Annotated in this window: 12 protein-coding genes and 2 pseudogenes; 8 read left to right on the plus strand and 6 right to left on the minus strand. The window is 66.4% G+C overall.

The window, feature by feature from the left end:
- Positions 1-14: 14 nt before the first annotated feature.
- The 3 genes from nirD (at position 15) to ACX12D_RS27030 (ending at position 4470) form a co-directional block, all read left to right on the plus strand.
- Positions 15-386 carry a nitrite reductase small subunit NirD gene (gene nirD / locus ACX12D_RS27020; protein WP_459374094.1) on the plus strand — a complete coding sequence of 124 codons (372 nt, stop codon included), beginning with the start codon at positions 15-17 and terminating at the stop codon, positions 384-386.
- On the plus strand, positions 383-1612 hold the full coding sequence (locus tag ACX12D_RS27025; protein ID WP_459374095.1) for an NAD(P)/FAD-dependent oxidoreductase: 1230 nt from the start codon (positions 383-385) through the stop codon (positions 1610-1612). Before nirD ends, ACX12D_RS27025 begins: the two co-directional genes overlap by 4 nt.
- A gap of 65 nt (positions 1613-1677) precedes the next feature.
- Positions 1678-4470, plus strand: a complete 2793-nt coding sequence (locus tag ACX12D_RS27030) for a molybdopterin-dependent oxidoreductase (protein WP_459374096.1) — start codon at positions 1678-1680, stop codon at positions 4468-4470.
- A gap of 200 nt (positions 4471-4670) precedes the next feature.
- Here ACX12D_RS27030 and pdxR read toward each other — a convergent pair.
- A pseudogene (pdxR, locus tag ACX12D_RS27035) lies at positions 4671-6047 on the minus strand (MocR-like pyridoxine biosynthesis transcription factor PdxR); the annotation flags it as partial.
- 89 nt (positions 6048-6136) lie between these two features.
- Here pdxR and ACX12D_RS27040 point away from each other — a divergent pair.
- Positions 6137-6946: a glutamate racemase gene (locus ACX12D_RS27040; protein ID WP_459374097.1), complete on the plus strand. Its 810-nt coding sequence runs from the start codon at positions 6137-6139 to the stop codon at positions 6944-6946.
- Positions 6947-7898: 952 nt separating this feature from the next.
- Here the strand turns inward: ACX12D_RS27040 and pcaDC are convergent.
- From pcaDC to pcaH, 4 genes are all read right to left on the minus strand, one after another.
- On the minus strand, positions 7899-9092 hold the full coding sequence (gene pcaDC, locus ACX12D_RS27045; protein ID WP_459374098.1) for a bifunctional 3-oxoadipate enol-lactonase/4-carboxymuconolactone decarboxylase PcaDC: 1194 nt from the start codon (positions 9090-9092) through the stop codon (positions 7899-7901).
- 97 nt (positions 9093-9189) lie between these two features.
- On the minus strand, positions 9190-10536 hold the full coding sequence (locus ACX12D_RS27050; RefSeq protein WP_459376535.1) for a 3-carboxy-cis,cis-muconate cycloisomerase: 1347 nt from the start codon (positions 10534-10536) through the stop codon (positions 9190-9192).
- Between the two features lie 137 nt (positions 10537-10673).
- Positions 10674-11252 carry a protocatechuate 3,4-dioxygenase subunit alpha gene (pcaG, locus tag ACX12D_RS27055; RefSeq protein ID WP_416053029.1) on the minus strand — a complete coding sequence of 193 codons (579 nt, stop codon included), beginning with the start codon at positions 11250-11252 and terminating at the stop codon, positions 10674-10676.
- 3 nt (positions 11253-11255) lie between these two features.
- Entirely contained in the window at positions 11256-11981 is a 726-nt protein-coding gene (gene pcaH, locus ACX12D_RS27060; protein WP_043355917.1) for a protocatechuate 3,4-dioxygenase subunit beta, read from the minus strand.
- A 95-nt stretch (positions 11982-12076) separates the two neighbouring features.
- On the opposite strand from pcaH, the gene ACX12D_RS27065 reads away from it, so the two are divergent.
- Positions 12077-13027 carry a LysR substrate-binding domain-containing protein gene (locus ACX12D_RS27065; protein WP_441638560.1) on the plus strand — a complete coding sequence of 317 codons (951 nt, stop codon included), beginning with the start codon at positions 12077-12079 and terminating at the stop codon, positions 13025-13027.
- A gap of 7 nt (positions 13028-13034) precedes the next feature.
- On the opposite strand, the gene mdtD is transcribed toward ACX12D_RS27065, so the two are convergent.
- Positions 13035-14483, minus strand: a complete 1449-nt coding sequence (gene mdtD, locus ACX12D_RS27070) for a multidrug transporter subunit MdtD (RefSeq protein ID WP_459374099.1) — start codon at positions 14481-14483, stop codon at positions 13035-13037.
- A gap of 372 nt (positions 14484-14855) precedes the next feature.
- Here mdtD and ACX12D_RS27075 point away from each other — a divergent pair, with 372 nt between their 5' ends.
- The 3 genes and pseudogenes from ACX12D_RS27075 to ACX12D_RS27085 all read left to right on the plus strand — a co-directional run.
- On the plus strand, positions 14856-23285 hold the full coding sequence (locus ACX12D_RS27075; protein WP_459374100.1) for a hemagglutinin repeat-containing protein: 8430 nt from the start codon (positions 14856-14858) through the stop codon (positions 23283-23285).
- Positions 23282-23521, plus strand: a complete 240-nt coding sequence (locus ACX12D_RS27080; RefSeq protein ID WP_459374102.1) for a hypothetical protein — start codon at positions 23282-23284, stop codon at positions 23519-23521. The genes ACX12D_RS27075 and ACX12D_RS27080 overlap by 4 nt, the downstream gene beginning before the upstream one ends.
- Positions 23522-23653 (plus strand): annotated as a pseudogene (locus ACX12D_RS27085) (hypothetical protein); the annotation flags it as partial. It abuts the gene before it with no gap.
- Positions 23654-23717 lie beyond the last annotated feature (64 nt).

The following is a 23717-nucleotide window of genomic DNA, read 5'->3' on the forward strand; positions in this document are numbered from 1 at the left end:
CCAAGGAGAACATCATGAGCCCCACCCACCATACCGAAGCCTGGACCGCCGTTTGCAGCCTGCGCGACATCGTGCCCAATACCGGTGTGTGCGCACTGGTGGACAAGGCACAGATCGCCGTGTTCCGGGTCGGCGCCGGCTACAGCGACGATCAGGGCGGCAATGGCGACCAGGTGTTCGCCATTGCCAACTACGATCCCAACGCCAACGCCGCCGTGCTGTCGCGCGGCCTGGTGGGCAGCCTGGGCGAACGCATCGTGGTGGCGTCGCCAATCTACAAGCATCACTTCGATCTGCAGACCGGCGAATGCCTGGAAGCGCCCGAGCACTCGATCGCGGCGTATCCGGCCCGCGTCTATGACGGCAAAGTCTGGGTGGCCGCATGACCACGCCCCCCAAACCCCGCCTGGTGGTGGTCGGCAACGGCATGGCCGGCATGCGCACGGTCGAGGAACTGCTGAAGCTCGCGCCCGACCTCTATGACATCACCGTGTTCGGCGCCGAGCCGCACGGCAACTACAACCGCATCCTGCTCTCGCCGGTGCTGGCGGGCGAGAAGACGGTCGCGGACATCATGCTCAACACCCGCGACTGGTACGAGCAGAACGGCATCGAACTGCTGGCCGGCGATCCGGTGGTGGCGATCGACCGCCGCCGCCGGCTGGTGCGCTCGCAATCCGGGCGCGAGGTGGGCTATGACCGCCTGCTGCTGGCGACCGGCTCCAAGCCGTTCATCATCCCCGTGCCAGGCCACCAGCTCGATGGCGTCATCGCCTTTCGCGACATCCAGGACGTGGAAACCATGCTGGCGGCGGCGCGCAACCATCGCCACGCCGTGGTGATCGGCGGCGGCCTGCTCGGCCTGGAAGCCGCCAACGGCCTGATGCGCCAGGGCATGGAGGTCAGCGTAGTGCACGTGGCCGACAGCCTGATGGAGCGCCAGCTCGACAAGCCCGCCGCCGCGCTGCTCAAGCAGGCGCTGGAGCGCAAGGGGCTGCGCTTTTTGCTTAACGCCAATACCAGCGGCATCCTTGGGGAAGACCGCGTCACCGGCGTATGCTTTAAAGACGGTACCCAGATCCCCGCCGACCTCGTGGTAATGACCGCCGGCGTGCGCCCCAATATCGAACTGGCCCAGCAGGCCGGGCTGCGCTGCGAGCGCGCCATCGTAGTGGACGACACCTTGCAGAGCTACGATCCGCGCGTGTATGCCGTGGGCGAATGCGTGCAGCACCGCCAAGCCACCTTCGGGCTGGTCGCGCCGATCTGGGAACAGGCGCGCGTGGCCGCCGCGCACCTGGCCGGCGCCGGGCATCGCCGCTATGTGCAGCAGGCCACCGCCACCAAGCTCAAAGTGACTGGCGTGGATCTTTACTCCGCCGGCGACTTCATCGGCGGCGAAGGCAGCGAGGATCTCGTCATGCGCGATCCGCGCCGCGGCATGTACAAGCGGCTGGTGCTGCAAGGCGGGCGGCTGGTCGGGGCGGTGCTGTACGGCGACGTGCAGGACGGCCCCTGGTACTTCGACCTGATCCAGAGCGGCGCCCCGGTAGGCGCCATGCGCCAGCGGCTGCTGTTCGGCAAGGCACAGTGCGAGGCCATGGCAGCCTGAACGCGTGGACGCCTGAACGCTTGAACGACCTAATACCCGATTGACCGCCAGCAGCGAGCGCAAACGTGAACCTGTCCGATATCCCCGTCATCCTCTCCACCGGTTCTCCCACCCTGCTGTCCGCCGACGCCTCAGTCACCGTCACCGATACCACCTGCCCGTATTGCGGCGTGGGCTGCGGCGTGCGCGCCACCCGCCATGCCAACGGCAGCGTGGAGGTGGCCGGCGACGCCAGCCACGGCTCCAACCAGGGCCGCCTGTGCGTGAAGGGCTCGGCGCTGGCGGAAACCGTCGGCCTGGAAGGCCGCCTGCTGCACCCGCAAGTACGCGGTGCCGACGGCGCCTTGCAGCCAGTGTCCTGGGACCACGCGCTGGACAAGGTCGCCCAGGGCTTCAAGGACATCATCGCGGAGCACGGCCCCGATGCCGTGGCGCTCTACGTCTCCGGCCAGTTGTTGACCGAGGACTACTACGTTGCCAACAAGCTGATGAAGGGCTTTATCGGCAGCGCCAATATCGACACCAACTCGCGGCTGTGCATGTCGTCGGCGGTGGCCGGGCACAAGCGCGCCTTTGGCGAGGACCTGGTGCCCGGCAACTACCAAGACCTGGAACTGGCGGACCTGGTGGTGCTGGTCGGCTCCAACACCGCGTGGTGCCACCCGATCCTGTTCCAGCGGCTGTTGAAGGCCAAGGAAGCCCGGCCGGAAATGAAGCTGGTGGTGATCGACCCGCGCCGCACCGCCACCTGCGAGCTGGCCGACCTGCACCTGCCGGTCAAGCCCGGCACCGATGTGTGGCTGTTCAACGGCTTGCTGCACTACCTGGCACAGCACGGTGCGATGGACCAGTCGTTCGTCAACGCCCACACCAGCGGCCTGGACGCCGCGCTGGCGGCCGCCGGCCCGGACTGCGCCGACATCGCCAAGGTAGCCAGGGCATGCAAGCTCGACCCTGAAGCCCTGCGCGGCTTTTATGCATTGTTCGCCGCCACGCGCAAGGTGGTGACCGGCTTCTCGCAAGGCGTGAACCAGTCGTCGGCTGGCACCGACAAGGTCAACAGCATCATCAACTGCCACCTGGCCACCGGCCGCGTGGGCCAACCCGGCATGGGCCCCTTCTCGCTGACCGGCCAGCCCAACGCCATGGGCGGGCGCGAGGTTGGCGGGCTGGCCAATATGCTGGCGGCCCATATGGAGCTGGCCGATCCGCTGCACCGGGAAATCGTGCAATCGTTCTGGGGCTCGCCCGCCATCGCGGACAAGCCTGGCCTGAAGGCGGTGGAACTGTTCGAGGCCATCGAGCAAGGCCGGGTCAAGGCGGTGTGGGTGATCGCCACCAACCCGGTGGTCAGCCTGCCGGATGCCGACCAGGCCCGCCGCGCGCTGGCCAAGTGCGAGTTGGTGATCAGCTCCGACATCATGCTGCGCACCGACACCAACGACGCCGCGCACGTCCTGCTGCCCGCGCTGGGCTGGGGCGAGAAGGACGGCACCGTCACCAGTTCCGAGCGCCGCATCTCGCGCCAGCGCGCCTTCCTGCCCGCGCCCGGCGAGGCCCGCGCTGACTGGCGGATCCTGTGCGACGTCGCCACGCGCATGGGCTTTGATGGATTCCGCTTTGCCGGACCGCACGAGATCTTCGACGAGCACGCGCGGCTGAGCACGTACCGGAACGCGGGCAGCAGCGATCAGGCCCACGCGCCACGCATGTTCGACCTCGCCGGGCTGGCTGGCATGAGCCAGAAGCAATTCGACGCGCTCTCACCGGTGCAATGGCCGGTGATGGCCATGCCCCCCGGGGGCTTCGCCAACGCGTCCGGCGGCACTGCCCGCCTGTTCGCCGACGGCCGTTTCGCCCACCCCGATGGCCGCGCCCGCTTTATCGCCACCGCGCCGCGCGCGCCGTTCCACGCCCCCGACGACGAGTTCCCGCTGGTGCTCAACACCGGGCGCGTACGCGACCAGTGGCACACCATGACCCGCACCGGCAAATCGCCCAAGCTGGCCGACCACATCGCCGAGCCCTTCGTCGACATGCACCCGCAGGACGCTCTGCTATCCGGTGTCAGCGAAGGCAAGCTGGCTCGCGTGACCACGCGCTGGGGCGCCATGGTGGCGCGGGTGCAGCACAGCGGCGGCATCCCGCGCGGCAGCGTATTCGTGCCGATCCACTGGAACAGCCAGTTCAGCTCCGATGCGCGCGTGGGCGCGCTGGTCAACCCGGTGGTGGACCCGGTCTCCGGCGAGCCCGAGTTCAAGCACACGCCGGTGCGCGTGGAAGAGTTCCGCGTGTCGTGGCATGGCTTCGTCTTGAGCCGCGAGGACCTCCAGGCGGACGAGCTGACCTACTGGACGCGCGTCCAGGGCCGCCAGTTCCAGCGCTACGAGTTCGCCGGCCGCGAGAATATCGCCGACCGCACCGCGTGGGCCCGCCAGTTGCTCGGCATCGACGACCCCAATGCGGACTGGATCGAGTATGAAGACCGCACCGCCGGCATCTACCACGCCGGCCACGTGGTCGACGACCGCCTCCAGGCCTGCATCTACGTGTGTACGCGCCCCGAACTGCCCTCGCGCGCATGGCTGTCCACGCTGTTCGCCAAGGACCGCCTGGAAGACGCCGATCGCGTCGGCCTGCTGCTAGGCCAGCCGATGGAAAAGGGCGCCGACGCCGGCCCCACCGTGTGCTCCTGCTTTGGCGTGGGGCGCAACACCATCTGCGATGCCGTGCGCAAGCATGATCTGAAGACACCGGCCGAAGTCACCGCCTGCGTGAAGGCGGGCGGCAACTGCGGCTCTTGCGTGCCGGAGTTGAAGAAGCTGCTGGCGGAGATACGGGTGGCGGAAGTGGCTTGATGCGGCAGGCAGCGAGACCAGGGCGCGCGCAAGCTGCGGCTGCTGAGCCAGCCGGTACCCTATCGCAATATCGCGGGATTCGAGCTGGAGGTCACCGAGTTCGTGCCGCCGGCCTGAGCCAGTGTGGCAATCTCCCGCGCCAGCCGTCTCGCCGCGTCGCGCAGCACATCGTCCTGCGCCGCGGCGTAGCCGATCACCAGCGCTGGCGGCATGGCCCGCTCCCGGCAGAACTCGCCCAAGCCCTGCAGCGCCAGGTTCGCGCCGGCGCAGGCTTGCACCACATCGTGCTCGCTGATGCCTTCCGGCAGCCACAACACGAAGTGAAACCCGGCGTGTTCCCCGCTCACGCGCAGGTGCTCGCCCAGCACCGCCCGCAGTTCCGCCAGCACGATATCGCGGCGGCGCAGGTACACGCTCCGGGAGACGCGCAGGTGGCGAGACAGCGCGCCGGAGCGGATAAAGGACGCCAGCGCTAGCTGCTCAACCAGGCTGTTGGAGCGCCCGGTGGTGGCGCGCAACTGGCGCAGCGCGGGCCGCAAGGCGTCGGGCATCACCACGTAGCCAATGCGCAGCGACGCATAGAGGCTCTTGTTGAAACTGCCGCAGTGGATCACGCGATCGCCATTGTCCAGCGCCTTGAGCGCAGGCAGCGGCGCGCGGCTGTAGTTGAACTCGCTGTCGTAGTCGTCCTCCAGGACCCAGGCGTCGTGCGCCTTTGCCCAGTCGAGCAAGGCCAGCCGCCGGCTCACGGACATCGTCAGGCCCAGCGGCGCCTGGTGAGCGGGCGTGACGTACACCAACGCAGCATCCACATGCTGGCGGATGCCATCCATCGAGATGCCCTCCTCATCGACCGGCACCGGCGAGATGCGCGGCGAGGACAAACTGAAAAGCGGTACCGCCGACAGATAGGCCGGATCCTCCAGCAGCACGCGGCCCTGCTCGCGCAACACCACGCGGGCGGCCAGGTCGATGGCTTGCCGGATACCGGTCACGATCATCAGTTGCCCGGCGTCGCAGCGGATGCCGCGGGTCGCCCGCAGGTAGGCGGCGATTTCCCCGCGCAGGGCAAGGTCGCCGCAGGGATCGTCGTCGCCCAGTTGCTGCGCGGACAACGAACGCAACGCCCGGCTGACATGGCTGCGCCATTCGTCGAGCGGGAACAGCGCGGGATCTGCAAGGCGGGCAACGAAAGGCCGGCCCGCAACGACGCGCGTTTGCACCGCCACGCCGCTCGCGGCAATGACGGCCTGCGTCGTCGGTGGCGCTTTAGCGTCCTTGACTTCGTGCAGCGAAAACTCCTCCGGCAGCCTGGCGCTCACGTGCGAGCCCGAGCCGACCCGGCTCGATATATAGCCCTCCAGCCGCAACTGCTCGAACGCCAGTTCGACAATCCCCCGCGACACCGCCCAGCGCGCCGCCAGCGTACGGGTCGACGCAAGCCGCGCGCCGCGCGGCAGGCTGCCGCCAAGGATGGCCTGGCGGATGCTGCGATACACCCACGCTTGCTTGGCTTCGCCCGCACTTCTTGGCAGCACGGCCAGGTCCAGCACTTCGGCGTCCCGCATCTTTGGCATAAATGGCCCAATTAAAATTGATTGATTTGGTACTTTTAATTGTACCAATTTGACGCGATAGTCCCTGCGAACCCACTCACTGCATCGTCATGGAACCCTTCGCCACATTGCATCAACCGATTGGTGTCTTCGATGCCGGCATCGGCAGCTATGCCGCCGTCCGGCGCCTGCAGGAACGCCTCCCGAACCAGGACCTGATCTATCTCGCCGACCGCGCCAGCTTTCCCTATGGCGGCAAGGACAGGCAGGCCTTGCTGGACGCCACCGCGCAAGCCGTGCAATGCCTGCAGGGGCTGGGGGCGAGCGCCATCCTGATGGCGTCCAACGCGCCTTCGGTCACCGTGCTGGAGGATTTGCGCCGCACCGCCAGCGTGCCGCTATTTGGCGTGGTGCCGCCGGTTGCCGAGGCCCTGGCGCTGTCGAAGTCCGGGCAAATCGGGGTCCTGGGCGTGCGCTCGATGGTGGAGAGCGCTGAGCTGGGCGCGTATATCACCGCGGCCAGCCGGGGGCGCGGGCAAGCGTTCTCGTTCAACGCCTCCGCACTGGTCGAACTGGTGGAGTCAGGGGCGTTTCTGATCGATCCGGCGCGCACCGGTGCCGAAGTCGATGCATTCGTGCGCACGATCCTCGCCACGCACCCGGAAATCGACGTCTTTACCTTGTCGTCCACGCACCTGCCCTGGCTCGGCGATTATTTCCAGCGGCTGTTTCCCGGCAAGGCCTTCGTCGATCCGGTGCGCGCCTCGGTGGAAGCGCTTGCACCGCTATCGACAACTGGCACCGGCCGGGTTGTTTGTGCGGTGACGGAAAATCCGGCGCATACGGTGGCGGATTTTCGGTTGATGTTGGGGGCTATGGGGATTGAGTTGGATGTGGTGGTGGTTGGGGGGAGGTTGTAGGGGTGTTTGCTGGCGGTGTTGGCTTTTGGACCCAAGGGCCGTACGACATCGATCTGCTGGGGTTGGTCGGTGTTTCTTTGAGCGGCGATGGTTTTTGCACCCAAGGGCCATACGACATCCCCCTGCGGGGGCTGCCGGTCACTCTTCTTTGCGTCGGCAAAGAAGACTAACGAGAAGAAAGCCGACCCTGCCGGGCGCAGAGCAATAAGGCTTATGTGGGGCGGTGGTTTCGTCGTACGGCCCGGAGTGTTGGCTGGCGAATCCTACCGGCCCATAGGACATCGCTTCTGCATGACCCATGGGTTACGTGGTGCGGCCCCTGACCTCGTGCGCGGTGACCGTTCCCACATCTGCCGTTCGCGGCGCGAGGGGCTGCGCCGTTTCGGGGGTGGCTGGTTTCGTGGTTTTGTCTCGGAGGACGAGCGCCGTGAGGTGCGAGCACGGCCCTCGCGGACGGGCCACGGTGCCCACCACGAAACCAGAGGGGGTGACAGCAAGGTGCCGCTCGCGCCGGTACGGCAGGGCATCAAATGGCCGGGCGGCCACCGTCAGAGACAAAACCACGAAACCACCAAGTCAGGCAGGATCGTGGCGCTGCGCACCGCGAACGGCAGATGCCCGAACGCTCACCGAGCAAAGCGATCAGGGGCACCACCACGTGACCATTGGGTCATGCTATAGCGATGCCCTTCGAGTCGGTTGGACACGCCAGCCAACACTCCGGGCCGTACGACGCAACCACGGCCCCACATAAGCCTTATTGCTCTGCGCCCGGCAGGGTCGGCTTTCTTCTCGTTAGTCTTCTTTGCCGACGCAAAGAAGAGTGACCGGCAGCCCCCGCAGGGGGATGTCGTATGGCTCTTGGGTGCAAACGCCATCGCTGATCAAAAAAACAGCGACCAACCCAGCAGGGCAATGTCGTACGGCCCTTGGGCCCAAAAACCAACGCCGCTTACGAACCCTTCAAATCTTCCTCTGCAAACACCTCCTCCGCCATATGAAAAGCCGAATTAGCCGCCGGCACGCCGCAATAAATAGCAGTCTGCAAGAGCACTTCCTTAACCTCGTCGCGGCTAACATTGTTGTTAGCCGCGGCGCGCAAATGCAGCTTGAGTTCATCGCTGCGGTTAAGCGCCACCATCATCGCGATGGTGATCAAGCTGCGTGAATGGCGCGGCAAACCTTCTCGGGTCCAGATCTCGCCCCATGCATAGCGCGTGATCAGGTTCTGGAACTCTTCGGTCAGCGGGTTGAGCTTGGCCAGCGAGCGATCCACGTGGGCGCTGCCCAGCACCGCGCGGCGCACGGCCAGGCCAGCCTGGTAGCGCTCGCCATCGTTGGCGGGCCGGCTGGCGGCTTGTTGCGCATCGCCGCCCAGGAAGTCCAGCAAGGCCTCGGTGAAGCGCGCGGGCTGTTCGCGGTTGGACAAGTGGGCCGCTTCCAGCTCCAGATAACGCGCGCCCGGGATGGCGTCGGCCAGGGCGCGCCCTTCCGCCGCGGTCGTGGACGGGTCCGCGCTGCCGGCAATCACCAGCACCGGCACGGGAATCGTCTTGACCGCTTCGCGCAGGTCGGCGTCGCGCACCGCGGCGCAGTTGGCGGCATAGCCCCGGGCATCGAGGCCAGTCAGCACCTGGCGCAGGTCGTCCAGTTGATTGCCGGCGGCGCTGACGAAGGCAGGCGTGAACCAGCGCTGCAACGAGCCTTCCACCAGCGGCGACATGCCGTCGCGCAGCACGCCTTCGATGCGCGTGTTCCACGCCTCGGGCGTGCCGATCTTGGGCGCGGTGTTGGCCAGCACGATGCGTGTGAAGCGCTGCGGTGCGTTCACGCCCAGCCACATGCCGGTGAGGCCGCCCATCGACAAGCCGCAGAAGGCGGCCTTCTGGATCTGCAAGGCGTCCATCAGGGCGATGACGTCGCTGCCCAGTTCCGCCACGCTGCTCGGGCCCGGGGGCAACGCGGACTGGCCGTGGCCGCGGGTGTCGTAGCGCAGGATGCGGAACTGCTGGCCCAGCGCTTCGGCCTGCGGCGCCCACATCGTGTGGTCAGTGCCCAGCGAGTTGGAGAAGATCAGGACGGGCGCGGATGCCGGGCCTTCCAGTGTGTAGAAGAGGCGGTTGCCAGCGTGGGTGATGAAGGGCAAGGTGGTCTCCAGAGAATTCGGTTCGCGGTTCAGTGACGTGTGTTCTTCGTGTGTTCTTGGTGTTTCTTCAAGCGCCTGTGGCTAGGTTCCCGGGCGCTCAATGCTGGTCGGCTTCCTGCCGCCAGGCCGCCAGGACCGCATCGACGAATCCCGCTGCCTGCCCGGCGTAATTGGCCGGATCGCAAACCCGGTCCAGCGCGGCCGCATCCATCAACCCCGCATGCCCTGCGTCCTCGGCCAGCGTCGCGCCCAGGGCTTCGCGCAATGTCGTGCCTTCGGCCACGGCCCGCCGGCAGGCGCCTTCCACCAGGTGATGCGCGGGCAGCCTGCCAATCTTGCCGCCGAGCTCCAGCATGGCGGCTTCCGCCAGGATCAGCCCGTGCGTCACACCCAGGTTGGCGCGCATGCGCGCGGCATCCACCTGCAATCCTCCCACCACTTCCAGCATCTGCCGCAATGCCCCTGCCGCCAGCGTGACGATTTGCGGCAAGGTGTCCCATTCCGCCTGCCAGCCGCCCAGCGCACGCTCGTGCTCCTGCACCATGCCTGCCAGCATGGTCGCCACCAGCGGCGGCACGCGCACGGCGGCGGTGAGCACTGCGGCGCAGCCAACCGGGTTGCGCTTGTGCGGCATGGTGCTGGAGCCGCCGCGCCCGGGGCCGGTGGGCTCCGCTACCTCGGCGACTTCCGTTTGCATCATCAGCGACACGTCGCGGGCGATCTTGCCCAGCGTGCCGGTGAGCATGCCGAGCGTGGCGGCTACCTCGACCATGCGGTCCCGGTAGGCATGCCAGGGCGTGGGCGCCACCGTCAGCGAGAGCGCGCGGCCAAGCGCCGTTGCCACTGCCGGCGCCGCGGCGCCCAGGCTAGCCAGCGTGCCGGCGGCGCCGCCGAACTGCAGCGTTGCAGCCTGCGCGCGCGCGGCATCGAGGCGGCGCAGGTCGCGGCGCAGGGCATCGAGCCAGCCGGCGGCCTTGAGGCCAAAGGTGGTGGGCAGCGCGTGCTGCAGCCAGGTGCGCGCCACCATCGGCGTGTCGCGGTGCAGCGTGGCGAGCGCCGCGCAAGCATGGCCAAGGGCCTTGAGATCGGCGTCGACCGCCTGCAAGGCTTCGCGCAATTGCAGCACCATGCCGGTGTCGATCGCGTCCTGGCTGGTGGCGCCCCAGTGCACGTAGCGCGCGGCATGCGCATCGCGCGCGGCCACGCGGGCGGTGAGTTGCTTGACCAGAGGAATGGCAAGGTTGCCGCCTGCCACGGCGGCGGCGGCCAGCGCGTCGAAGTCGATCTCGCCGGCGCGGCATGTGGCGGCGATCGCCTCGGCGGCGTCCGCGGGGATGACCCCGCAGCTGGCTTCGGCGCGCGCCAGCGCGGCTTCAAAATCGAGCATGCGCTGCACGGTCGCCGTATCGGAGAAAGCGGCCAGCGTGGCGGCGCTGCCGAACATCGGGTCGGTCAGTCGGGATGAAGTCGGCATCGATTCAGGTTCGCATCAGCATGGAAAAACCCCAGCGCCGGGCCACGATGGGTCCGGCGCCGGGGCTTGGTTCAGCGCGGGCGCGCTGGCAATGGCTGCGCGCAGGATCAGATGTCGAAGAAGACCGTTTCGTCCTGGCCTTGCAGCACTACCTGCCATTGCAGCCTGCCTGCGCCTGCCTGCTGCGCCACCAGCGTGTGGCGGCGCGCGGCGGGCACCTGCGACAACGCCCAGTCGCGTGCGTTGGCCTGCGCTTCGTCCGGGAAGTATAGGCGCGTGGACAAGTGCTTGAGCAGGCCGCGCATGAACAGCGAGACGACGATATGCGGTGCCTGCGGCTGGCCGTCGGGGCCGGGCACTGGGCCTGGCTTGACGGTGACGAAGCGAAAGCTGCCGTCGGGCCCGGTCGGCAGCCGGCCAAAACCGGTGAAGCCAGGCACCAGCGCCGTCTCGGCGCCGTCGCGCGCGTCATCGGGGTGGCGGTAGCGGCCGGCCGGGTTGGCTTGCCAGATTTCAACCATGCCGTCGGGCACGGGATCGCCCTTGCCGTCGATCACGCGGCCTTCGATCACGATGCGCTCGCCCGTCAGTTCGCTCGCCTCGGCGGTCAGGTCGGCGCGGTCAAGGCCGGACAGGCCGATATGCAGGTAGGGTCCAACGGTCTGGGATGCGGTGGCGTACAACATGGCTTACTCCATCGGCGTGGCATCGCGGCCACGCAGCACGATATCGAAACGGTAGCCGAGCGCGTACTCGGGGACCGTGGTTTCCCAGTCGAAGGTGGACACCAGGCGATCGCGCGCCTTGGCGTCGGGCACGCAATTGAAGATGGGATCGAAGGCGAGCAGCGGGTCGCCCGGGAAATACATCTGCGTCACCAGCCGCGTGGCATAAGCGTTGCCGAACAGCGAGAAATGGATATGCTGCGGCCGCCAGGCGTTGTGGTGGTTGCGCCAGGGATAGGCGCCAGGCTTGATGGTCTTGAACTGGTAACGGCCCTGCGCGTCGGTCACCGCGCGGCCTTCGCCGGTGAAATTGGGATCGAGCGGTGCGTCGTGCTGGTCCCGCTTGTGCACATAGCGGCCAGCGGCATTGGCCTGCCAGACCTCGATCAGCGCGTTCGGCACGGGGCGGCCGTTTTCATCGAGCACGCGGCCGCTGACCAGGATGCGCTCACCGATGGGCTCGCCGGCGTGGCCGGCGGTGAGGTCGCTGTCGCCATTGCGCACGAACTCGGCGCCGAACAGCGGGCCGGTGACCTCGGACAGGGTCTGGTTCAGCGCCACCAGCGGCTCGTTGGGCGAGCGCAGTGCTGTGGAACCGTAGGGGTCAAAGCGGTATTCCGGCTGGGTGTCCCAGTAGTGGCGGCGATATTGCGCCAGCCCTGGCGGCAGCTTGATGGGCGAGTCGGCCATGATACGTGTCTCCGTGGGGTGGAATTTTCATTACTTTATTTGCAGCTACAGCGCATGTATATTGAGTTTTTAGACTATTTGCATAACTTTTAGATATGCAGCCAACCTTCCGCAACCGTGTCCGCCTGCGCCACCTGCATTGCTTCGTGGCCGTGGCGCAAACCCAGCACCTGGGCCAGGCCGGGGAGCAGCTGGGCCTCAGCCAACCCGCCGTATCCAAGACCCTGACCGAGCTGGAAGCGCTGCTTGGCGCACGTTTGCTAGCCCGCGGCCGGGCGGGTACCGACCTGACCGAGCTGGGCCAGCGATTCCTGCGCCACGCCCTGCGCGTGCTGGAGGACCTGGACGAAGCCGCGGTAAGCGTGACCGGTGCGCACGCCGCGGGCCTTGAGCACATCCGCGTCGGCGCCCTGCCCAGCGTCGTGCCCGACCTGCTTCAGGAAGCCGTGCTGGCCTTTCGCCGCACGCATCCGGACGTGGGCTTGGCGGTGCAGACGGGCATGAACCGCACGCTGATCGACTGGCTGAAAGCCGACGTGCTCGATATCGCCATCGGCCGCATGGACAATCCCACGGTGATGGAGGGGCTCTGGTTTGAAATGCTGGACGCGGAGCCGCTGCTGCTCGCCGTGCGCAAGGGCCACGCGCTGGCGAAAGCCCCCCCTTCCATGGCGGAGCTCATGGCTTGCCAGTTGGTGGTGCCCGCGCAAGGCTCGGCGCCACGGCACAGCGCCGAGAGCCTGCTGGCCCGGCACGGCTTCATGCTGCCGCCGGGCGTGCTGGAAACCTCGGACGCTTACCTGGGCCAGCTGGTCACCCTGAAATCCGACGCCATCTGGCTGGCGCCGCGCTGTGCCATGCGCCAGGCGCTGGAAAGCGGCGAGCTGGTGCTGCTGCCCATCTCCGGCCAGGGCAGCGAGGAACCGGTCGGGCTGTTGCGCCAGGGCGGCCGCGAGCTCGGCGCTGCCGCCGAAGCCTTTGTGCAGGACCTGCGCGAGCGCGCCGCGGCGCGCTCGCACGGGCTGGCTGGCAAACCCAGAGCATAGCCGCCGGCTACATCTCCGTCGCATCCTCGATGCGCTTGCCGGCCAGACGGGCCACGTCAGGGGACAGTTGCAGGAAGATCCACGCAGAGGCCGAGGTAATCAGGCCCACGCAGATAAACGTGGCGTGGAACGCCGGCAGCGCGCTGGTGGCGCCGTGCCGGCCGAAGGTGCCCTGGAAGGTCGCCAGCAACGCGCCGGCCGAGGTCACCGCCAGGCTCATCGACAGCATCTGCACCATCGACAGCAGGCTGTTGCCGCCGCTAGCCCCGGCCGTGCCAAGATCCTTCAGCGTGACCGTGTTCATGGCCGTGAACTGAATCGAATTGACCGTCCCGAAGATCGCCAGCTGCACCAGCACCAGCGCCAGCGGCTGGGTGGGAGAGATCAGCGCGAACGACGCCATCGCCAGCCCCACCAGGAAGGTATTGGTGACCAGCACCTTGCGATAGCCATGACGCTCGATCAGACGCGTGGCAAGCCGCTTGGACGCCATGCCCGCCGCCGTGATCGGCAGCATCATCATGCCCGCCTGGAACGGCGAGTAACCCAGGCTGACCTGCAGCGTCAGCGGGATCAGGAACGGCATGGCGCCGTTGCCGATGCGCGCAAACAGGTTGCCCAGCAGCCCCACGCTGAAGGTATGGATGCGAAACAGCCGCAGCGCAAACAGCGGCCGCCGCCGCCGCGCGGCATGCAGGACATAGGCCGTGAGCGAGGCCATGCTGGCAATCAGCAGCATCAGCACGGTGGCATGCTCGAAGCCAAGCTCCGCCAGGCCATCCAGAGAAAACGAAATCGTCAGCATCGAGATCGCGAGCAACAGGTAGCCGCTCAGATCGAACGGCGCCACCCCGTGCAGGCGCGCGTTGGGCATGTAGCGCATGGTGGCCAGCCCCCCCAGCAGCCCCACCGGCACATTGATCAGGAAGATCCAGTGCCAGGAAAAAGTCTGGGTCAGCCAGCCCCCCAGCGTCGGCCCGATCAGCGGCCCCACCATGCCCGGAATCGCCACAAAGCTGAGCGCCTGCAGGTACTGGTCCCGCGGAAACGTGCGCAGCACCGCCAGCCGCCCCACCGGCAGCAACATCGCGCCACCCACGCCCTGCACCACCCGCGAGACCACCAGCCAGGTCAGGCTATTGGAATAGGCGCATGCCAGCGAGCCAACGACAAACAGCACGATGGCTGTCTGGAAGATGGTGCGGGTACCAAACCGGTCCGCCAGCCAGCCCGACGCCGGAATGATCACCGCCATGGTCAGCGAGTAGGCGATGATCACCGACTGCATCCGCAGCGGGCTCTCCCCCAGGCTCCTGGCCATCGACGGCAATGCCGTGTTGACGATCGTGGAATCCAGCGTCTGCATGAAGAAACCGATGGCGACCACCCACAGCATGATGCTGCGGGTGCGGTCGTCGTCGGCGGCGGCGGCGGTGGGAAGAGGCGTGTCTTGCATCGGGATGGGCGGCTCCCCCGGAACACAGGTGCGCAGGTGCGCCGGGAAGATCCGCTGGGTCGCGTACCGTAGCAGTGTAGCGGAGCCTGACGGTGACGCGCGCAAATTCCGGGACTGCGCCGCTCCAGCCACAGGCTCGGCCAGGCCGCCATCCGCGGGCTGAAGTCAGCCTGGCGGCCTCGCCATTCAGTGCCTGGTGCCATTCCCCTCAGACTGGATTGAATAAGCGATTCGGAAATTTCCCGCTTCATTTTCGTACCTGTCCGATTTCAATCCGAATCTCGGCTCGGTATCGTACGTCCGGCCTGGGCCTAGTCCAGCCTCGCCCAAGCGTCAACGCGCTTGCATACCCGACTTCTCCCGATACGCAGGATGAACAAGAATATCCATCGCTTGGTTTTCAACGCTGTGCGCGGCATGCTGGTCGCAGTACCGGAACATGCCGCGGGGCGCGGCAAGGGCCGCCAAGGCAACGCCGAACGCAGTGGCCTAGGCTCGGCTTTCGTGCCGGTGCTATGGCTCACCGCGTTGACAGCCTCGATGATGGGCTTGCCGGTGTTGCTGGACCAGTCGGCGCACGCGCAATCCTTGCCGATTCAAGTGGACAAGAATGTGCCGGGGCAGCGTCCGGTGGTGGGCGTGGCGGCCAATGGCGTCCCGGTCGTGAACATCCCCCCGCCCAACCGTAACGGCGGCACCAGCGTGAGTCATTTCATTCAGTACAACGTCGGCCCGTCCGGCGTGGTACTGAATAACAGCGGGGCAAACAGCCAGACGCAGATTGCGGGTTGGGTCCAGGGAAACATGATGCTCGGCAACGGCCACGCCGGCAACATCGTGGTCCAGGTCACCCAGCCGAACCCCTCCCGATTGCTTGGCGCACAAGAAATCGCCGGGAACCGCGCCAATCTGATCCTGGCCAATCCGGCGGGCCTGCACTGCTCGGGATGCGGGGCGATCAACGCGGACCGTTTCACGCTGTCAACCGGACGTCCGGTGTTCAGCGCCGATGGCAGCCTGGCCGGCTTCGACGTGCGGGGCGGCAGCATCGGCATCGGCGGACAAGGCCTGTCCAGCCCGCAGGCGCAGGTCGATCTGCTGGCGCGCTCGATCCACGTCAATGCGCAGCTGTGGGCCAGGCACCTGAATGTGGTCGCGGGTGCCAACCAGGTCGGCTATGAAACCCTGAGTGCCACCGCGCAAGCGGGCAACGGCCCTGCCCCGCAGTTCGCGCTCGACGCCTCGGCGCTGAGTTCCATGTATAGCGGCGCGGTCAAATTGATCGGCACGGAACGCGGTGTCGGCTTTCATCTCGGCGGCGGCGTCACCGCCCGCTCGGGCGACATCGTGGTGGACAACAACGGCGACGTGCGTATCGTGCCAGGTGGCCGCCTGCAAGCCGAGGGCAGCGCCTCCGTCACCGGCGCCAACATCAGCAACGCGGGCACCATCACCACGCGCGGCGGCATTGCCGCGGCCACGCCGGGACAACTGAGCAACAGCGGCACCCTGGCCGCCGGCACGGATCTGCTGGCCCAGGCCGACCGCATCGCCAACAGCGGCACCATTGGCGCGGGCGTCGATGCCAATGCCAACGTGACCGGCGCGGGTACGGCCCATCTCGCCGCGCGCACGGCCATCCAATCCCTTGGCACCATCGTGTCCGGCGCCGACACCAAGCTGTCAGCCCCCACGCTGGACCTGTCGAACGGCAAAGTCGTTGCGCACGACACCGCCTATCTGTCCGCGGCGGGTGACATCAACCACCAGAACGCACGGCTGGAAGCCAATGCCGTACAGCTCAACGCTGGCGGCACGTTGGACAATCGCGGCGGCGCCATCGCCGGGGGCGTCCAAGGCGGAGCCGTCCAGGGCGCGAACATCCTGAACCAGGATGGCACCATCACCAGTGGCGGCGCACTCGGCGTGGGCGCGGCGCAGGCCGTGGACAACACCGGCGGCACCATCGCCGGGACCAGCGCCACCACTGTCGCGGCCGTCAGCACCGTCAATCGCGGTGGCGTCATCGGGTCGGTACAAGACACGCTACGGGTGACCGGAGCGCTGGACAACACCAGCGGCAAGGCGCTCGCCACCACCGATATCACCCTGACGGGCGGCCCCATCATCAACGACCATGGCCAGATCTCGGCAGGGCAAACGCTGACGGCGGACACCGGCGGGCAGGCGCTGGTGAATACCCTGGGCGTGATCGCGGCGGGCAACATCCAGGCCAGCACCGGCGCCTTTGACAACCGGGACGGCATCGTGTCAGGACAAGAGGCGCTCACCGTTACCGGCACGGCACTTGACAACACCAGCGGCAAGATCGTGGCAGGCGGCCCGCTGGCCATGTCGGGCGACAGCCTCACCAACACTGGCGGCCAGGTCGCATCGAACAGCGATGCCAAGGTGCGCATCGCGGCTACCCTCGACAACACGGCGGGCTTCGTCCATGCCGGTGGCACCCTGGATGCGCAGGCGGGCACCATCCTCAACCGCGACACCCTCTCCGGCACCGACGCGGCGCCGAAGGGCATGGAGGGCGCCAACGTCAGGCTGGCCGCCCATGCCATCGACAATGCCCAGGGCGCGCTGCGTGCCGATGCCTCGCTTGCCGCCGATGCCGCGACGCTCGGCAACACCCGTGGCGAAGTCACCGCCGGAGGCACGGCGCAGCTCAATGTGGAGGCCATCACCAACACCAATGGCCTGCTGGCCGCCAACCAGGCCCTGGGCATCAAGGGCAACAGCCTCAGCGGAGATGGCTCGCTGCAGTCCCATGCGGGCGACGTCACCGCGATCCTGCAAACCGATTTCCACAACACCAGCACGGTGACCGCGGCGCGGGATCTCAACATCCTGATCGAGGATGCCCAGGGCAATGCCGCCGGCGATCTCACCAATGATGGCAAGCTGGTGGCAGGCCGCGATGCCGTCGTCCACGGGCGCAACGTCACCAACGCGGGCGAGCTGTCCGGCCGGGTCTCCAACACCGTCCGCGCCGGTCAGGCAGTGCTCAACAAAGGCCTCATCGACGGCGGCGCCGTGCGCATCCTGGCGGGCACCACCGTCACCAACATCGACCGCATCTATGGCGACTCGGTGGCCATCGGCGCCGGCCGGCATATCCTGAACGACATCAACCCCGCCACCGGCCAGGGGGCCGTGATCGCCTCGCGCAGCGGCGGCATCGAGCTGGGCGCCCCGGAGATCGTCAACCGCGAGCACGCGCTGGTCTACTCGTCGCAAGACCTGAACGTGGGCCGCGCGCTGGATACCAGCGGCAAGGCAACCGGCCAGGCCGATACGCTCACCAACGCCTCGGCCACCATCGACGTGGCAGGCAGCGCCAACTTCAACGTTGCCGCCCTTGCCAACCGCAACGACCACTTCCGCACCGAGCGCACCGATACCGGGACCGTGCATGCGTTCTACTATCGGCTCGATGGCAGCACCGAGAAAATCGACCCAAGCACTGCGATGCTCGTGCTGCCAACGGCATCGGGGGCCATATTTGGCCACATCGCCAGTCACGGCGATGACCTGGCCTACCTCGGCGATGACGACCACAAGCGCCTGCTCCTGCCTTCGGCGCAGTACCCCTTCAGCGTGTTTGGCCCCCCGTTCGACTGGGCGCGCCAGGCCGATGGCACCCCGGGACAGAGCGACAGCCGCTCGTCCGGTCCAAACTGGCCCGTGGGCCTGGCACTGCTGCCGTTCGCGCCGGACGCGAATGGCAGCCTGGAAGCCGATCATCTTGTCTACAAGGCTGACGACCCGATCTGGGACAAATTCGGGATGGCCCGGCCCGGCGCGCTGCCTCCCGTACCCTCCCCCTGCCTGGATGGATCGCCAGTGGCCTGCCATACGCAATACCGGGCGGATCTGGTTGCCTACCATACCGCAAAGGCCGCCAGCAAACCGCTTTACGAAGCCCTGAATGGCAAGATCCAGGCATTCAACAGCGACTATCAGGGCCGGCTGGTGAAGTCCTGGACCATCGAACGGCGTGACACCCGTGTGCAGGACGAGGTTGTCGCCCACACCGATCCCGCCCGCATCCTGGTGGGCGGCAACGCCAACTTCACTGGCGCGGTCACCAACGACAAAAGCCAGATTCTCGTTGGCGGCACGCTTGCTGCCGGCGGCGGCAGCGGCGCTGTCAACAATCTTGCGTACGATGCGACGCGCATCGAGGATACGACCGGCACCAGCCAATACACCCGCCCATGCGGGCGCGACCGCTGCTACGACAACATGGGCGTGCCAGCGGTACATCTGGAAATCCCGACCCAGCTCGCCAAGGGGGAGGCGCTGGATTACCAGGTTGTGAACGGCACTGGCACGATCGTGGCGGACAAGGCCGGCACCGGCCCTATCGCCACCGCGCCAACGCTCACGCAGATCTCCCTCGGCACGGGGGCCGGAGGCCGCCTGGGCGGCGACGTCATCCGGGCCGTCTCGCCGTCGCTGGCGATGCCCGGCAATGCGCTCTTCAAGATTCACGGCGAGCCGGGCACGCCTTACCTGATCGAGACCGACCCGCGCTTCACCAACCAGCGCCAGTGGCTGTCCAGCGATGTCATGCTCACGCAACTGGGCCAGGACCCCACCCACGTGCTCAAGCGCCTGGGCGACGGCTACTATGAAGCCCGCCTGGTGGCCGACGCCGTGATGCTGGGAACCGGCCAGCGCTTCGTGGGCGACTACACCGACAACGAGGCGCAATACAAGGCGCTGATGCAGTCAGGCGTCGCGTTCGGCAAGCAGTTCCACCTGAACGTGGGTACCGGGCTGACGGCGGACCAGATGCGCGCGCTCACCACCGACATCGTGTGGCTGGTCGAGAAGACGGTCACCCTGACGGACGGCACCACCCAGCGCGTGCTGGTGCCCCAGGTCTACCTGAAAGTGCGCGAGGGCGACCTGAAGGGGGACGGCACCCTGATGGCCGCGCGCGATACCGTCATCCAGACCGATGGCGACGTGAAGAACACGGGCACCATCGCCAGCCGCGGCGTGACGCTGATCGACGCGGCCAATATCCACAATAGCGGCGCGCTATCGGCGCGCGTCATGGGGCTGAGCGCCAGGCAGGACATCAACAATCTCGCCGGACAAATCACGGCGGGCCAACTGGCAGCCACGGCAGGCCGCGACATCAACCTGACCACCACCACCGCCTCCGGGGCCGGCGGCAGCGGCAACCTCGCGGGCAGCCGCGCCGTGATCGCCGGCATCTCCAGCGTGGCGGCCGACAGCGCCACCTTCGTGGCCGGGCGCGACATCAACACCAAGGCCGCGAACATCCAGGCCACCGGCAGCCTGGGCATGGCGGCGGGCCGTGATATCCACCTCGGCACGGTCGAGGTCAGCGAATCGGAACGCCGCTACAAAGACGCAAAAAACAATGCAGCGGTATCGCGCAGCGCGGAAATCGGCACGCAGGTCACGGCGGGCAAGAACACAACCCTGAGCGCCGGGCGCGACGTGAACGCCACCGCCGCCTATGTCAGCGCAGACGGCGCGCTGGCCGTGGGCGCGGGACGTGACATCATCGTCAAGGCCGGTCAGGCATCGAGTTCCGTACGCGACGAGCACGCCTACCAGGAAAGCGGCTTCCTGTCGAAGAAGTCCACCCATGCCATCGATGCCAACAGCCAGACCGAGGCGCTGGGCAGCACGTTCTCCGGCGACACGGTGGCCATGGCGGCAGGACGTGACCTGGCCGTCGCGGGCAGCACCGTGGCGGCCACGCACGACGTGAACCTCGGCGCAGGGCGCAACCTGACCATCGGCACCACCGAGACCACCTCATCCGCCTACACCTACAAGGAAGAGAAGAAATCGGGGTTCGGCGCCACCGGCTCCGGCCTCTCGTACGGCAACCGCGCCCAGAAGGACACCACCAACGACAACGGCACGCAGCAGGTGGGGAGCCTGGTAGGCAGCACGGACGGCAGCGTCCGCATGAACGCGGGCAGCACCCTCACGGTCACCGGAAGCGACCTGATCGCCAGGCAGGACATCACCGGCGTGGGCGCGGATGTGACCATCGAAGCCGCGCAGAACCGCCAGCACCACGACGAAACCCACGAGGTCAAGCAAAGCGGCTTCACGCTGGGCGTGTCGGGCGGCGCCATCGGCGCGGCCATCGCCGCCGGGAACAAGGTCAACTCGGCCAGTCAAAGCCAGGACGGCCGCGCGTCCGCGCTGTGGGGAATCGCCGCTGCGCGCGACATTGCCGACACCGGCGGCGCATTGGCGCAGGCCGGCGGCAACCCCCTGGCAGGCGCCGCCGTTACGCTCTCCTGGGGCACCAGCCAGAGCAAGCAGACCATGACGCAGGACGCCACCCGCCACAACGGCGCCAACGTATCGGCAGGCGGCACAGCGGCCTTCGTCGCGACGGGCGTGGATGCCAACGGCAACCAGACGGCAGGCAACCTCAACATCGCAGGCTCGAACATCGACGCCAACAAGGTGGCGCTGGGAGCCAGGCACGATATCAATATCGTCTCCGCCACCGACACCAACGAGAGCCACAGCACCAACAAGTCCAGCAGCGCCAGCGTCGGCGTATCGTATGGCGCGCAAGGTTTCGGCGTATCGGCCTCCGCCTCCAAGGCAAAGGGCAACTCGGACAGCCAAGGCGTCTCGCAAGCCAACAGCCACGTGAGCGGCCGAGAGTCCGTCACCCTTGCATCGGGTAACGACACCAACATCCTCGGCGCCACCGTCAGCGGCAGCAAGGTGATCGCAGACGTGGGCGGCAACCTGAACATCGCCAGCCGCCAGGACACCGAGGAGATGCACGCCAAGCAGGAGAGCATGAGCGGCGGCTTCAGCATCAGCCAGGGCGGCGGGTCCGCCAGCTTCTCCGCGTCCAAGGGCAAGGCCAATGGCAGCTATGCCAACGTCAGTGAGCAGTCCGGCATCCATGCCGGCAAGGACGGCTTCGATATTACCGTGAAGGGCAATACCGACCTGAAGGGCGCAGTCATCGCCAGCGAGGCAGGCAAGGACAAGAACAACCTGACCACCGGCACGCTCACCTGGAGCGACATCGCCAACCACTCGGACTACAGCGCGACTTCCGCAGGCCTCTCCGCAGGCGGCGCATTTGGCGCACCCAATGGCCAGCGCAACAGCGGCCAGACCTCCGGCAAGAACACCGGCGGCATCAACCCGATGATTCCGCAGCACGAGAGCCGCAGCCAGGACGGCGTCGCACGCAGCGCCATCGCCGAAGGCACCATCACCATCAACGACCAGGCCAACCAGAAGCAGGACCTGGCCAGCCTGAAGCGGGACACCGCCGGCACCAACAGCACGGTCGGCAAGAACCCCAATCTGGACCAGGTACTGAACAAACAGTCCGACACGATGGCCGCCGCCCAGGCCGCTGGCGAGGCGGTAGCCAAGACAGTGGGCGACGTCGCCGGCACCAAAGAGAAGCAGGCCCGTGCGAATGCCAAAGCCGCCCACGACGCCGGGGATACCGAACTGGAAAACAAGTACCTTGCCGACGCCAAGAACTGGGAGGAAGGCGGCGACTACCGCGCAGTGCTGCACGCCGCAGGCGGCGCGCTTGTTGCGGGCCTCGGTGGCGGCAACGCGCTGGCCGGCGCCGCAGGCGCGGGCGCATCGTCGCTGGCCGCGCCCAAACTGCAAGCGCTTGGCAATTCGGTGTCAGAGAGCATCGATACCGGCAACGCCGGGTTGAATGAAGCGCTCGGCAACGTGGCGGCCAACATTGCAGCGGGTGGCGTTGGTGCCATCGTGAGTGGTGGGTCGGGGGCGGCGACGGCGGCGAATGTGGATCGGTTCAATCGGCAGTTGCATCCGGATGAACAGAAGTGGATCAAGGACAATGCCAAGGCTTTCGCAAAGCAACAAGGTATCTCCGAATCGGACGCAGAAATGCGCCTTGCGCAGCAGGGATTCCGGCAAGTCCAGGCGGGCGTGGGCGGCGAGGAGGATACCGCAGCACGCGAATTCCTCAGGCTAGGCCGTGGACTTCTTCCTGCGGATGGGACTAACGGAACGGGATACATGTTCCATGCCACTGCAGCCCAGAAGAACGACTCGACGATGTATGGCAAGACGCTGGGTGATTCCGCGGCGTTCTACCATATCAATGGGCTGAAGCAACCCGGACAATACCAAGCAGCGGCAGCCGGGGCTGCAGGTGACGCACAACGCACGCGGGTGGCAGGGGCAGTTGTCAGCGTTGTAGGCGCTGCTGCGGTGCTTGCTGTAGGCCCTGCAGTTGCCGCTGCGGCACCTGGGGTAATAGAAGGTACCGTTATGAATTGCTCGATCAATCCGACGACCTGCACCGCCGCTGGAGGTATTGGCGGTGTTGTGAGCGGCGTTGCAGATATGGTAGGACAAGTTTTGGTAACTGGTGGAATTCGACCCGGACAAACCGCTATGGCTACGGTTAGCGGGGTAATCTTGACACCCGTAGGCATGAACACAGGCGCGTATGGTAATGCCGTACTCGGTAGCGTAAATGCCATTTTAAATGCGCAGTTTCAAAATATGCTTTACGGGGATAGCAATAGCTTAGTGGGCGCAGCCACCGTTGGCTCCCTCTTTGGCGTCTCTGGAGCGAAATCTGGAGAATATATAAAAGGAAGGGCAGCCCGCCTGTTCCCAGCATACGTTAATTCTGGCATTCCAGCATTACTTCAGAAGCCAAATCAATCGGCACCTCTCATTGGCATCGGATTCGGTAATGCGGCTCAGGGTTCTGGCTCCTCCATTCCACCCCCACAAAAACCGAATAAATGAAGAAAATACTGAAGAAGATTTTGTGGGCAGCCCAGGGAATTACTGCCCCTTGGATAATGTTAATACCGCTGGCGATCCTAAAACTTCTCGGGTTTAACGTTACCAAAAAACACCTTTATGCCGTTTCTACCCTGTGCCTTCTATGGATGCTGGCAATTTCGGCCTGGTACTTATATGCGTGGATAAAAACACGGCAGATTGAAAGGAAAGATAAGATTGACAGACAAAAACCATAGATGGCCTTCGTTAATTCGCGAGCCCGCGAAAAAAGGTCCACCGCCGGTGTGTCGTACGGCCTTGGCAACGGCAACGCCGGCTCCGGCGTATCGGCCTCCGCCTCCCAGGCAAAGCGCAACTCGGGCATCGAAGGCATCTCGCAAACTAACGGCCACGTGGTCAGCCGGGAGCCCGTCACCTTTGTGTCGGGTATCC

This window comes from Cupriavidus sp. PET2-C1 (assembly GCF_054515855.1).